The organism is Paenibacillus donghaensis (assembly GCF_002192415.1).
Lineage (GTDB): Bacteria > Bacillota > Bacilli > Paenibacillales > Paenibacillaceae > Paenibacillus_AQ > Paenibacillus_AQ donghaensis.
In genome coordinates, this window is sequence record NZ_CP021780.1 from 817,012 (window position 1) to 829,973 (window position 12,962).

Consider the following 12,962-nt stretch of genomic DNA (forward strand, 5'->3'; position numbering starts at 1 on the left):
GGATATAAAAGTATATACCTATAGATTACCCAAAAAGTTTCAGGATCAGCTTGCAGCTAATATTGGATTGACGAATGGGGAGATACATGTTTATAATATTTATATAAGTATTAACTAATTAATATAATCATAAATCATGGAGGCGGGAATTATTATGACTCATCGCGCTGTATTGAATGCGGATATCCGCAAAGGAAAAATTGACCGCAACGTTTATGGACATTTTGCCGAACATCTGGGACGTTGTATTTATGAAGGCCTCTGGGTGGGCGAAGACTCCCCGATTCCGAATACGAAGGGTATCCGCAATGATGTTGTGGAAGCGCTTAAGGAAATGCAGATTCCGGTGCTGCGCTGGCCGGGTGGCTGTTTCGCCGATGAATACCACTGGAAAGATGGCATTGGCGCGCGTGAAGGCCGCAAACGGATGATTAATACGCACTGGGGCGGTGTGGTGGAGAATAACCATTTCGGGACCCATGAATTTATGGAGCTGTGCCATATGCTGGATTGTGAGCCGTACATCAACGGTAATGTGGGCAGCGGCACGGTTCAGGAAATGTCCGAGTGGGTGGAGTATCTGACCTTTGAAGGCGTGTCCCCGATGTCCGAGCTGCGTCAAGCCAATGGGCAGGAGGCGCCTTGGTCGGTGACTTATTTTGGCGTAGGTAATGAGAACTGGGGCTGTGGTGGCAACATGCGCCCGGAATTCTATGCTGATCTATATCGGCAGTACCAGACCTATGTACGCAACTACGGCGATAACAAAATCCATCGTATTGCCTGTGGGCCGAATATTGACGATTACCACTGGATGGAAGTGCTGATGCGCGAAGCCGGACGTTTCATGGACTCGATTACGCTGCATTACTACACGCTGCCTAAGTCAGACTGGAGCAATAAGGGAGCCGCGACCGGTTTCAAAGAGGACGAATGGTTCTCCACGCTGGAGAAAGCGCTGCGCATGGACGAACTGGTTACCCGCCACAGTGTCATTATGGACAAATATGATCCAGAGCGCAGAGTGGGCCTGATCGTAGACGAATGGGGCACCTGGTATGATGTGGAGCCGGGCACCAATCCGGGCTTCCTTTATCAGCAGAACTCGATCCGCGATGCGCTGGTGGCCGGACTGACCCTGAATATTTTCCACAAGCACAATGAACGGGTGCGGATGGCGAATATTGCCCAGACGGTGAACGTGCTGCAGGCGGTAATCTTGACCGAAGGGGAGAAAATGCTGCTAACGCCTACCTATCATGTGTTTAACATGTTCAAGGTACACCAGGATGCCGAGCGTCTGGACCTGTCGCTGGAGAGCGGCAAGTACAGCTTCGAGGGTCGTGACATTCCCGAGGTATCCGCTTCGGCTTCAGTGAATGCTGAGGGTGTGATTCATGTCAGCCTGTGTAACCTGAACCATGCTGCTGCTGCAACGCTGCCGCTGGAGCTGCGCGGACTGGTAGCCGGTACGGCCCAGATTACAGGCACCACGCTCGCTGGAAGCGCGATTGATGCTCATAATACGTTTGAACAGCCGGACGCGGTGGCGCCGCAGTCCTTCAGCAACTTCACACTTGAAGATGGTCTTCTGACTGTGGAACTGGCACCTATGTCAGTAACTGTACTGGCAATCAAACAGCAGGCTTAAGGTGGTGACAGGATATGGCCGTTGATTCTGCTTGCAAAGGCTGCCGGGAGGAATATAAGGTCACAGAAGCGCAGATTAGCCGGATTCTGGCCTCCTCGATGTTTAACCCGGAGAATTCAGTGCCTGATGAGGTGTACCAGCAGCGTCTGCAGCTGTGCGGCAACTGTCCGAAACTGCAGGACGGCGTAACCTGCGTGGCCTGCGGCTGCATCATCCCCGTCATCGCCAGGCTGAAGGCACGCAGCTGCCCGCTGCCGGGCGGCGGAATGTGGGGCAGTTACACGGGTGATCAACAATAGCAGCATAAATGATCAATAGTATGATAGAACAGCGGTAAATGACATAAGCCGTGTTCTGCTCCTTGGGGAGCGGAACACGGCTTGTTGTGCGCTTGGCAGAAGGCTGGGAGGAAGGTTTGAATTTGGAACAGGTGACTTGCCGGGGTTCGCGCTAATCTTCCTTTGTTATGGGGATTAACTACCGCTAATTTGGCTGAAAAGGCTCTTCACGCCTTGTTATGGGGAATTTTGACCACTAATCAGGGGTGGACGAGCTTTTATAGACCGGAAACCCCATATTAACGGTCAGATTTCCCTATAATTGGGATTCCACTAGCCTCTGCTTCTACTTAGTGGTAGAAATTCCCTATAACCTCTGTCTGGGTGGTGGCTTGTGGGGGAGTAGCCACCCACCACATCTGCCTCCCATCCAAACCGCCGCTGCGCCCAGCGGCTCTATGTTTACGGCTGCTCCCGCCCCCGCCGCTCCGCGGCCCTCTACGTCGGCCGGCAATGTTCACTCAGCTCTGCAGATCGCTGTAATAGAGCTCAAAAGCGAGATCGTCGTTGTAGTTGCCGAAGCCTTTGCCGAATAGGGTCAGGCCGCCGATATGCTCGGCATCGGCTTCGACAGACAGCCGGAAGGTCCACTGCTTGTTGCGGATTTCTGCTTCCTCCAGCGTAAAGTCAGACAGCTTCAGGCCATCCATGAAGGTCCCCCGCGGAGTAATCCGCAGTTGCTTCAGGAGACCATACTGGTTCGTCTGCGAGGACCACCACGAGGGAGTGTACTTGCCGCGGATATCGCCGTAATCGCCGGGGCTGGTCCAGACGCCCAGCTTATGCCCGTTCAGGGTGAAGGTAATGTCCGAAGGCCAATTATTGTTGGTGGAAGGCGCTTCGGATGCGATTTCCATGGTGATTACCAGTTCCTCCGGCTGCTGGCTGGTCAGCAGGAAGTTGGGGATTTTGTACTCAACATATCCTTTGCCGAACCAGAGAATTCCCGCGTTCATCCGCTCCTGATCCCAGAAGTAGCGCGGATCATCGAAGCTGCCGATCACCTGCTCCGGGGTAGCCAGCCCGCAGGTCGGTTCGATCTGGAAGTCTGTGTAGTGACCGACAGGGATGTCCTGCCGGTAGCTTTTGCGGGGAGCCTGTGCCGCTGTGCCCGGAAATACAATCTCCGCGCTCTCGGCAGCGAATGTGCAGATCTTCTGCAGCCCGCTTTTTCCGGGGGCCATATGGGTGCGGATCAGCCCGGCAGTCTCCAGTTTACGGACATGCATCGTCATAATGGCACTGCTGAGCTGCACGGCAGACGCAAGCTCCTTGACATTCATCGGTTTCTCAGCCAGCAGCCGCAGCATATGCAGCCGTACGGTGCTGGATAATGCTTCATATACGGGAAGGGACTCTTCCGTTAGATCAAGTTTCATAGTTAACCTCCGGCAAACATGTGTATAGAATCTTATATAGTTAATAATTATATTATTTAAATATTATTTTTACAATGCAAATCATCGGTTTATCTCCCGCCGGACAGTTTTTTCTGTATTCAAAAGGCGAGGTATCATAAGAGTATACCATTTCAAGTTCTATATATCAGAATGTGAGAGCTGAAAGGATACGTTATGATGCAATTGCTCTTCACCGTCACGGATGAAGCCGGGGTCATTGCGCCCTGCGCGCAGGGCATGTTCGCGGTGCAGGCCGGAGGCGTGTACACCCTCCGGCCGCTGTAGCCTGCAGCTGCTGCAAGCTAGAAGGCGTCTCCCTCGTAGATGAATTTTCGAGGGGGCCGCCTTTTGTTGTCCAATTGGAGGCCGAAGGGAGCTCCAATTTGTCACTGTCCGCTCCCGGCAGAGCTGCGGGAGCGAAACCAAAGGCCTTAATGCCTCATAACGCGCCGCCCGCTGCTCTCTGAGCTGAATCAAAGGCCTTTATGCCTCATAACGCGCCGCCCGGCGCTCATTGAGCGAAATCAAAGGCCTTTATGCCTCATAACGCGCCGCCGCCGCTCTCTGAGCGAAATCAAAGACCTTATAGTTACTTTTAAGTTTAGCGGGGGATTTGGTTTGGAACGTTCAGCACATGTGGATGAGAAGAAGGTTACTGTACAGGTCAGAGCAAGGATTTAGAAGGTTGCCGAAGAACGTTCGGAGCAATTAGATGCGAAAGTGCAACTAATTTCAGCCAAATCGTGAGTCATCGGACGTTTAAGTGCGAATCTGCAACTAATTTCGAGTAAACCAGTGCTATTACGCTCAAACGCCGAAATTAGATGCCTTTTTGCATCTATTTCCTCCAAAACGGAAAAAATCCGCCAATTAGATGCACTTTCGCAACTAAATCAGCGGATCTAATGGAGAGCGTGCTGTATAACAGACCATTTGATATCTAATCATCCTAAAGTTAAATAGTTATGACATTACGCCTCACATAGCGTCGACTGTTGCTCCATGAGCCAAACTGCGGTGTTAGTAGCCTCATCCCGTGGTCCTTATGCCTGATACCTCGGCCTATGCCTCATCCCGTGGTCCTTATGCCTGATACCTCGGCCTATGCCTCATCCCGTGGTCCTTATGCCTGATACCTCGGCCTATGCCTCATCCCGTGGTCCTTATGCCTGATACCTCGGCCTATGCCTCAGATCGCGGCTTTTAAGCCTGATACCTCGGCCTCTGCCTCAGATCGCGGCTTTTAAGCCTCTGCCTCGACATTGCCGCACATCCCGGCTTTTAAGTCTCAAGCCTCGACATTTGCCTCACATCCCGGCCTTCACCCTACATCCCCTGCCAACTGCCACTCTTAGAGCTACCCGCCATCCTCCTCCAGGTGAAGATAGTGGGTTTTGCTGCCGTCCGGAGGCCCGGCGGGGGCGTTGCTATATTGATAGATCTGTCCGGCTTCCTTGCGGTAGAAGTACCTGGCATCCGGTTCATCGGCGAAAATGACGGTAGTGCTCACCACCGGCGCTTTACCGATCTGGGTGTACACTTTATAGAGCTGCTTCTCCGTGTAACCTTGCTCTGTGGTGAGGTAGTGGACGATCTGCCGGTTCATCTTGTCTTTGTAGGAATGGAGTGAATAGAAGCCGGCTCCCAGAATAATCAGCATGACAAGAAACAGGATCAGTGCAGGTTTTCTGCTCACAGCGTACTCCACCTTCCGGGTGAAAATATGGTTACTTAGGCCGCCCCATGTACTTAAGCTATCCGATGTACTTAAGCTCCCCTAATGTTACTTAAGCAACCCAATGCAGCTACGCCAGCATCGGGTTGCCCTTCATGCCGACCCACAGCGGACTCTGCTCCAGCCGCGCGGCCAGCTGCAGCAGCAGATCCTCGCGTCCTTTGGCGCCGATCACCTGCACGCCCAGAGGCAAGCCCTCCGGTGTGAGATGCACTGGCACGCTCATCGCTGGCTGACCTGTCAGATTGGCCAGCTGAGTGAACGGTGTATAGGTCAGGCTTGGCTCGAACATACGGTAGATCAACTGCTGCTGCTCTTGCTTGGATAGCTCGCTCACCCGCAGCAGCTGCTCAGTTTCTTGCGGAGTTTGTGTCAGCTGGCCCACCTTGGGGGCAGAGTCGGCATTGGTCGGCGAGAGGTAGAAATCATAACGGCTGAATAAAGAAGCCATATGCGCAGCGGCCACATCCCATTCGTTCAAGCTGTGGACGAAGTCGGCGGCGGATACTTTTTTGCCGGATTCGCCCAGCACCCAGGTGACGATGTCCACATCGGCGGCAGTGACCGGCTTGCCGGTCAGCCGTTCCAACGAATCGAACATCGCGGCCACTTCCCCGGTGTTCATCATATAGTAGTTCTCCATCAGCCTTACCCCGTTCACGGGGTTCAGCTTCTCTTCAACCTCATGGCCTTCGGCTTCCAGCCACCTTACGGTCTGAAGCACCGCCTGAACGGCCTCGCTGCTCACCGGTGTGCCGACCGGCGAATCCGTGGTGAACGCGATCCGCAGCTTGCGGACCTGCGGCTTGTACAGGTCGTCCCGGTACACGCCGGGATACAGCGGCGTCTGAAAAGCCGCCTCCGGCTGCACCGTCTGCAGCAGGTCAAGCAGGGCTGCGCTGTCGCGCACGCTGCGGCTCAGCGCAAAATCAACCGAGGCGCCCTGCCACTGGCGCCCGACCCCCGGGCCTACTGGCGTGCGCCCGCGGGTCGGCTTCAGGCCGAACAGCCCGGTGAACGCCGCCGGGATACGGATCGAGCCCCCGCCGTCACTGGCTCCGGCTGCCGGCACGATCCCCGCCGCCACTGCAGCGGCTGCACCGCCGCTGGACCCGCCTGGGGAATACGCCGGGTTCCAAGGATTGCGGGCCGCTCCATGCAGAACCGGCTCGGTGATGTTCTTCAGCCCGAATTCGGGCGTATTGGTGTGGCCAAGCGGAATGAACCCGCTACGCCGGATTACATCGACATAGTTGGAGTCACGCCCTGCGATATGATGCTTCAGCAGCATCGCGCCGGAGGTCAGTGGCTCGCCTCCAATCGCCTGGGAAATGTCCTTCAGCAGAAAGGGGACACCTGCGAAAGGTCGTGAACCGTCGCCAATCGGCATGGCGTCCGCTTCCTTCAGAGCAGCTTCACGCCGGGTGCGGACGACCGCATTCAGGATTGGATTCACTTCGTCCAGCCGCGCGAAGGCAGCTTCCACAAGCTCACGCGCAGAGACTTGGCGTTCTTGAATCAGTGCAGCGAGTCCTACGGCATCATAGGATAGGTAGGGTATAGTCATGGCTTACAACCTCTTTCTGTGGAGCAATATTTTCTCGGGCCGAAGGCCTGTTGAGGCTAGTCTCTATTCATTATATCAAACGTTTGTCGCCATCCGCCTAGCCTTTGCGGGTATTCCTGTATTCGGTGGGCGGAAGACCCATGATTTTTTTGAACAGCCGCGAGAAATAGTAGGGGTCCTGAAAACCAAGCCGCAGGCTGATTTCCTTGATGCTCTGTCCGGTCAGATCAAGATGCTGGCAGGCTAGCTGGATCTTCAGGCGCAGATAATAATCAATCGGCGGGTACCCTGTGGCCTGCTTGAACAGCTGGGTGAAGTGCGGAACGGAGAGATTGGCCTGGGCGGCCAGCTCCTTCAGCGTGACCGTTTGTTCCAGATGCCCGCTCATAAACGTCAGCGTCCGGTCGATATCGTGTTTGGCCCGCTGCTGCGGACCGGTTCCGGCGGATGGCGCAAGCTGCGAGAATGCGAGAATCGCCGCCAGGTGGCAGGCCAGCTGGGAGACGTAGATGATGGATCGGAGGGAATAGCCTTTATCCAGCAGCATATAGCATTCCTCAAACAGCTCAATGAGCTTCAGTGATTTCAGGGCTGGAATAAGGATAGGCTCTGAGTGCCGGTTGAAACCGGTGAAGAAGTCTGCCACCTGCTCTCCTCTCATATGCCACCAGTAGATACTCCAGGGCTGCTCCTCTGAAGATGCATATTCATGGGCCATATAAGCTGGAATCACCACAGCGCATCCCTTGTGCAAAGACTGCCGCCGCTGCCCGTCCAGCCGGTACCAGCCCGACCCCTCCACACAGTAGATTACAATATAAGCCGCACTTCCATCAGGCCGTTCCCGGTAGTGATGGAGCGCACGGGGGAAGTAACCGATGTCGGTAATGTATAAAGGACGGACGAGCGGATGCTGGGCATATTCCGTCATGACATGCTCAGGCAATACAATCAAACGCTGTGACATGAAGCCGTCGTGCTTGCGAATAGTATCCATAGTTACACTATGCTTCCCGAGCCTGGGCTTGTCAAACGAACGGCAGGTGAATAATCAGAACATAGTCCATGATGGACAAGTGATCGTCAATGGTGGCCGTCCGCTTACCCTGCAAAAATGGTGCTATCAGCACAAACAGCAGCTATACAGTCCGTAACGGGATGAAGGTTAAAACTTCGGCGGAGCGGTTTAACCGCAAGGGGGCCAGTATCACCAGCATGCTTCAGGGTCTGGAGAAGAACGGTTTCGTGAGACAGGTGATCCCGGAAGACAATGAGCGGCAGAAGAAAATATATTTGCTGAAGAAAGCGACGGATCTGGTCGAGGAATTTAATGATATTTTTATGGAAGTCGAGCATAACATCACCAAAGGGCTTACGGAAGAAGAGGCGGAAACCTTAATGAAGCTGCTGCTCAAAGTGAATTCGACGGTATAAACGGCTGCAGATTGACAGAATATAAGCGGCTGGCTATACTGGAAATGTTAAAAAGTAAATCGGAAAAATCGTTGATGAAATGAAGTACGCCGGAGAGATGGCTTGTGCAGAGAACGGGTTCCGTTACGGATTGGATTCGTAATGGCTGTGAGAACCCGCAAGACACGCTGGCGGAAAGCTGATTTCGGAGTGTGAGTAGAAGCTCACCGGGGGCGCCCGTTAACAGCCGCGACAAGGCGATCGTCTGCTTAGACGTCCTGTATTTACGGGGCAAGGCGATAACCAGGGTGGTACCGCGATAATAATCGTCCCTGAATTTTCAGGGGCGTTTTTTTGTTGAAATTTAAGGATATGTATTCCGGCCGCTAGTGCCGCATCAATTATAAGACGGGGGCTGTACTTAATGAAAGCAAGTGAAATCCGTTCCAAATGGCTGCAATTCTTCGAGAGCAAGAACCACCGAATCGAACCAAGCGCCTCGCTGGTTCCGCATAACGATCCTTCCCTGCTGTGGATCAACGCCGGGATGGCGCCGCTGAAGGCTTATTTCGACGGCCGGGAGATCCCGGAGAATCCGCGCCTGACCAATTCGCAGAAATGTATCCGCACCAATGATATTGAGAATGTGGGCAAGACACGCCGCCACCATACTTTTTTCGAGATGCTGGGTAACTTCTCCATCGGCGACTACTTCAAGGAGGAAGCGATCACCTGGGCCTGGGAGTTCCTGACCGGCAAGGAGTGGATCGGCTTCGATCCGCAGCGGATCTGGGTTACGGTGTATGCGGAGGATGAGGAAGCCTACAAGCTGTGGAATGAACAAGTGGGACTGCCCGCGGAACGCATCATCAAGCTTGGGGACGACAACTTCTGGGATATCGGCGAAGGCCCTTGCGGCCCTTGCTCGGAAATCTTCTATGACCGCGGTGAAGCCTACGGCAGCGACATGAGTGACCCGGAGATGTATGCGGGCGGCGAGAATGAACGCTGGCTTGAAGTGTGGAACCTGGTGTTCTCGCAGTTTAACCATAACAAGGACGGCAGCTATACGCCGCTTCCAAACAAGAACATTGATACAGGTGCCGGGCTGGAGCGTTTCGCTTCCATTCTGCAGGATGTGGATTCCAACTTCGACACCGACCTGTTCCAGCCGATCATCCAGAAGACTGCTAAGCTGGCAGGCATTAACTATAAAGACAGTCTGGAGCAGGACATCGCGCTGAAGGTCATTGCCGACCATATCCGTACGGTTACGTTCGCCGTTGGGGATGGCGTGCTTCCTTCCAATGAAGGCCGCGGTTATATTATCCGCCGTCTGCTGCGCCGTGCTGTCCGTTATGGCAAGACGCTGGGTCTGGACCGTCCATTCCTGCATGTTCTTACTGAAACTGTAGGCGAGGTGATGGGCGTGTACTACCCGTCCGTAGTCGACAACCGTGAATACATCGCGAAGATCATCCGCACGGAGGAAGAGCGTTTCCATGAGACCCTGTCCGACGGGCTGGCCATTCTGGGCGAGATCAGCGCCAAGGCTAAGGCTGACGGGCTGTCCGCGATTGCTGGAGCCGATGCGTTCAAGCTGTATGACACCTACGGCTTCCCGTTTGATTTGACTGAGGATTTTGCCGCAGAGCAGGGGCTGACCGTGGACCGTGCAGGCTTCGACGCCGCGATGCAGGAGCAGCGCGATCGCGCCAGAGCGGCACGGCAGGACAGCGGCAGCATGAAGGTGCAGGGTGGCGCACTCGCCGAGCTGACGGTTAAAAGTGAATTTGTTGGTTATAATGATTTCGTAACCGAGTCCAAAATTGCTGCCATTGTAGTAGATCAGACTCTGGTGGATAGTGTAAGCGAAGGCACAGAGTGCCAGGTTATTCTGGAATCCACTCCGTTCTACGCGGAAAGCGGCGGTCAGGTCAGTGACACAGGCATGTTAACCGGAGGTTCGGTTACAGCTAAGGTTACTGGATTGTTCAAGGCACCGCATGGCCAGCACGTGCATCTGGTAACAGTGGAAGCCGGAGAACTGCGGGTGGGCGATACCGTCCGCGCGGAAGTAAACCGGGCCGAGCGTGAGGATATTGTCAAGAACCATACCGCTACCCACCTGCTGCACAAGGCGCTGAAGGAAGTGTTGGGTGGTCATGTGAACCAGGCCGGCTCACTGGTGGAAGGCTCACGCCTGCGCTTCGACTTCTCGCATTTCGGAGCGATTACGCCGGAAGAGCTGAGCGAGATTGAGCAGAAGGTGAATGCGCAGATCTGGCGCAGCCTGGACGTGGTCACCCAGAACAAGCCGATCGATGAAGCGAAAGCAATGGGTGCCATGGCCTTGTTCGGCGAGAAATACGGCAACATCGTACGCGTGGTGCAGGTTGGCGACTACAGCCTGGAGCTGTGCGGCGGAATCCATGTGTCCAACACGGCGCAGATCGGGGTATTCAAGCTGCTGAGCGAGAGTGGCATCGGCTCCGGGGTGCGCCGGATTGAAGCGGTAACCGGGCGTTACGCCTACCAGTTCACCGAGAGCCAGCTGGAGCTGCTGAAGCAGTCGGCAGCTCTGCTGAAGACCTCGCTTCAGGATGTGCCGAAGCGGATTGAAGCCCTGCACGCCCAGGTTCGCGAGCTTGGCCGCGAGAACGAGTCGCTGCAGTCGAAGCTGAGCGCGACCTTTGCCGCCGAGCTGACCGGCAGCGTGAAGACTGTGGGCGGCGGCACGCCGCTGCTGGCCGTTGAAGTACAGGCGGGCAATATAGATGCCCTGCGCTCTACAGCCGACGAGCTGAAGGCCAAGCTGCCGGATGCGGTGCTGGTGCTGGGCGCGGCAATGGACGGCAAAGTTAACTTTGTCGTATCCGTTCCACAGCCGCTGGTAGCCAAGGGCTTCCATGCCGGCAAGCTGGTCAAGGAGATCGCCGCGGTCTGCGGCGGCGGCGGAGGCGGGCGGCCCGACATGGCCCAGGCAGGCGGTAAGGATGCTACGAAGCTGGGCGCAGCACTGGCCAAGGCTGAAGAGCTGGTAGCTTCACTGGGCTAAGCTGAGGGTTGACTTAACATCTCCATAGCTTGAATAGCAAGCTGAGCAGCGGTACTGAGAGCGTGATATCAGTGCCGCTGCTTTCTAAAAGTATAAGAAAGATACTTTATCCGAAAAGGCGGACCGTCCATTTCGCCTGCTCGTTCTCAAGTTCATCTAATGGCAATAGCTTATAAACCAAAAAAAATCTTGTTTTTGTGGACAAAATGCCAAAAAAAGCGTTATTCCCCCAGCAAGATTTCCTCGTTGGGCCATGAATATGTTATGATGAACACAGCAAGTGAGCTGTACAGCAGCAACTTTGCGAAGCCGCCTATGTCAGGTGATTTTGCAGAAGGAAGGTGTCACAAATGGACTCCATGGACAAAACGGTCAAATTCAATGTGAAGGGCGATGAGAAGGAAGCTTCTTCCCAGGAAATTCTACTCGCAGTATACGACGCGTTGCTTGAGAAGGACTATCATCCCATCAACCAAATCGTAGGGTATCTTCTTTCCGGTGATCCGGCTTACATTCCGCGCCACAACAATGCGAGAAGTTTGGTCCGGAGGAAAGAACGTGATGAGCTGATTGAAGAGCTGGTTCGCTTCTACCTTGCCAGTCACCGGGTGGACCACTCCAAATGATGAAGAAGCTGGGACTGGATTATGGTGACCGCAGAATCGGGGTTGCCACAAGCGATATTTTTGGATGGACGGCCCAGGCGCTGGAAACGATTGAGCGCAGGGGGAACGGCAACGAGTTTGAGCGTATCCGTGAACTTGTGAAGGAGCACGAAATCGGAGAGATTGTAGTGGGTCTGCCTAAGAATATGAATGGTTCAATAGGACCCCGCGGTGATATCTGTATAGAGTTCGCCGACAAGCTGCGGGAGCAACTAGAACTGCCCGTACACCTTTGGGATGAGCGTCTGACGACGGTATCCGCCGAGCGGGTGCTGATTGAAGGGGACGTCAGCCGGAAGAAACGCAAGGGGATTGTGGACCGTATGGCCGCAGCCCTGATTTTGCAAAATTTTTTGGATGCTAACAGTAAAAGGTGAGGGGTGCGCGGATATGACAAACGAGCAGATTGGCCAAGAAGAAGAACCGGAAATCATCTATATTCCCGATGAAGAGGGGAACGAAGAAGAATTCGAGGTCATCATGAAATTCGAGGTGGATGGTTCGGAAGCCAAGTATATGATGGTAGTGCCGCTGGATTCTGAAGATGAAGAGACCGATGAGGTCTATGCCTTCCGCTACGAAGAAGAAGGCGATGATCTGCAGCTGTTCATGATTGAGAACGACGAGGAGTGGGCAATTGTTGAAGAGACCTTCAACACCCTGGTCGAGGAGCTGGACGGAGGAGCGGAGAATGACTGATTGGTCCGCTGACAATGCGGTATGGACATCGAAGCTTAAAGAAACCTATGGAGAAACAGTAGAACTGGAAGATGAGCAGGGCAAGTCTTCCGTTTACGATATTATCGGCGAGTTCGAGATTGACGGCCGTGGTTATGCGGTGCTGCAAGGCTCCGGCAAGGATGCGGAGCCTGAGATTCTGCGTATCATAGTTTCGCCCTCAGGGCTGCCTGAGCTGGAGAGCATCATGGATGATGAAGAGTGGGAAGATGTATCTGAGCTGTACGATGAGCTGACCTTTCCCGGCGATGAAGCGGAGTAATTCCGTACATGTACGTTACATTTAAGCTTGGGCACGGAAGAGGGCGGAGTTATTCCGCGCTCTTTTTGCATGAAATATAAGAATTTATTTGTTTCACGCCCTAAATTATCCTTCTATATAAGATGCGCTTAAGAA

General features: G+C 54.1%; 12 protein-coding genes. 8 read left to right on the top strand and 4 right to left on the bottom strand.

Annotated elements, in window-relative coordinates; all coding sequences use genetic code 11:
• Positions 1-154: 154 nt before the first annotated feature.
• Positions 155-1,651 carry an alpha-N-arabinofuranosidase gene (locus B9T62_RS03305; RefSeq protein WP_087913959.1) on the top strand — a complete coding sequence of 499 codons (1,497 nt, stop codon included), beginning with the start codon at positions 155-157 and terminating at the stop codon, positions 1,649-1,651.
• A 14-nt stretch (positions 1,652-1,665) separates the two neighbouring features.
• Positions 1,666-1,950: a DUF6171 family protein gene (locus tag B9T62_RS03310; protein ID WP_087913960.1), complete on the top strand. Its 285-nt coding sequence runs from the start codon at positions 1,666-1,668 to the stop codon at positions 1,948-1,950.
• Between the two features lie 500 nt (positions 1,951-2,450).
• On the opposite strand, the gene B9T62_RS03315 is transcribed toward B9T62_RS03310, so the two are convergent.
• The 4 genes from B9T62_RS03315 to B9T62_RS03330 form a co-directional block, all read right to left on the bottom strand.
• A complete protein-coding gene (locus B9T62_RS03315; RefSeq protein ID WP_087913961.1) occupies positions 2,451-3,368 on the bottom strand; it encodes an ArsR/SmtB family transcription factor in 918 nt (305 codons plus the stop codon).
• A 1,378-nt stretch (positions 3,369-4,746) separates the two neighbouring features.
• Positions 4,747-5,085, bottom strand: a complete 339-nt coding sequence (locus B9T62_RS03320; RefSeq protein WP_245864325.1) for a DUF3139 domain-containing protein — start codon at positions 5,083-5,085, stop codon at positions 4,747-4,749.
• A gap of 109 nt (positions 5,086-5,194) precedes the next feature.
• The gene (locus B9T62_RS03325; protein WP_087913962.1) at positions 5,195-6,691 is read right to left on the bottom strand and encodes an amidase; all 1,497 of its coding nucleotides are present in this window, start codon (positions 6,689-6,691) and stop codon (positions 5,195-5,197) included.
• Between the two features lie 97 nt (positions 6,692-6,788).
• On the bottom strand, positions 6,789-7,688 hold the full coding sequence (locus tag B9T62_RS03330) for an AraC family transcriptional regulator (protein ID WP_087913963.1): 900 nt from the start codon (positions 7,686-7,688) through the stop codon (positions 6,789-6,791).
• 161 nt (positions 7,689-7,849) lie between these two features.
• Here B9T62_RS03330 and B9T62_RS03335 point away from each other — a divergent pair, with 161 nt between their 5' ends.
• The 6 genes from B9T62_RS03335 (at position 7,850) to B9T62_RS03360 (ending at position 12,827) form a co-directional block, all read left to right on the top strand.
• Entirely contained in the window at positions 7,850-8,125 is a 276-nt protein-coding gene (locus tag B9T62_RS03335; protein WP_211296406.1) for a MarR family winged helix-turn-helix transcriptional regulator, read from the top strand.
• A gap of 403 nt (positions 8,126-8,528) precedes the next feature.
• On the top strand, positions 8,529-11,162 hold the full coding sequence (gene alaS / locus B9T62_RS03340) for an alanine--tRNA ligase (protein ID WP_087913965.1): 2,634 nt from the start codon (positions 8,529-8,531) through the stop codon (positions 11,160-11,162).
• A gap of 350 nt (positions 11,163-11,512) precedes the next feature.
• Complete coding sequence (locus B9T62_RS03345) at positions 11,513-11,788, top strand: IreB family regulatory phosphoprotein (protein WP_087913966.1); 276 nt, start codon at positions 11,513-11,515, stop codon at positions 11,786-11,788.
• Positions 11,788-12,204: a Holliday junction resolvase RuvX gene (ruvX, locus tag B9T62_RS03350; protein ID WP_087920108.1), complete on the top strand. Its 417-nt coding sequence runs from the start codon at positions 11,788-11,790 to the stop codon at positions 12,202-12,204. The genes B9T62_RS03345 and ruvX overlap by 1 nt, the downstream gene beginning before the upstream one ends.
• A gap of 13 nt (positions 12,205-12,217) precedes the next feature.
• Positions 12,218-12,526, top strand: a complete 309-nt coding sequence (locus B9T62_RS03355; protein WP_087913967.1) for a DUF1292 domain-containing protein — start codon at positions 12,218-12,220, stop codon at positions 12,524-12,526.
• Positions 12,519-12,827, top strand: a complete 309-nt coding sequence (locus B9T62_RS03360) for a DUF1292 domain-containing protein (protein ID WP_087913968.1) — start codon at positions 12,519-12,521, stop codon at positions 12,825-12,827. Before B9T62_RS03355 ends, B9T62_RS03360 begins: the two co-directional genes overlap by 8 nt.
• Positions 12,828-12,962 lie beyond the last annotated feature (135 nt).

Coding starts and splice junctions, on each gene's coding strand:
- B9T62_RS03345 (WP_087913966.1), top strand. CDS start 11,513: ATGGACTCCATGGACAAAACGGTCAAATTCAATGTGAAGGGCGATGAG.
- alaS (WP_087913965.1), top strand. CDS start 8,529: ATGAAAGCAAGTGAAATCCGTTCCAAATGGCTGCAATTCTTCGAGAGC.
- B9T62_RS03360 (WP_087913968.1), top strand. CDS start 12,519: ATGACTGATTGGTCCGCTGACAATGCGGTATGGACATCGAAGCTTAAA.
- B9T62_RS03330 (WP_087913963.1), bottom strand. CDS start 7,688: ATGGATACTATTCGCAAGCACGACGGCTTCATGTCACAGCGTTTGATT.
- ruvX (WP_087920108.1), top strand. CDS start 11,788: ATGAAGAAGCTGGGACTGGATTATGGTGACCGCAGAATCGGGGTTGCC.
- B9T62_RS03310 (WP_087913960.1), top strand. CDS start 1,666: ATGGCCGTTGATTCTGCTTGCAAAGGCTGCCGGGAGGAATATAAGGTC.
- B9T62_RS03355 (WP_087913967.1), top strand. CDS start 12,218: ATGACAAACGAGCAGATTGGCCAAGAAGAAGAACCGGAAATCATCTAT.
- B9T62_RS03325 (WP_087913962.1), bottom strand. CDS start 6,691: ATGACTATACCCTACCTATCCTATGATGCCGTAGGACTCGCTGCACTG.
- B9T62_RS03315 (WP_087913961.1), bottom strand. CDS start 3,368: ATGAAACTTGATCTAACGGAAGAGTCCCTTCCCGTATATGAAGCATTA.
- B9T62_RS03335 (WP_211296406.1), top strand. CDS start 7,850: ATGAAGGTTAAAACTTCGGCGGAGCGGTTTAACCGCAAGGGGGCCAGT.
- B9T62_RS03305 (WP_087913959.1), top strand. CDS start 155: ATGACTCATCGCGCTGTATTGAATGCGGATATCCGCAAAGGAAAAATT.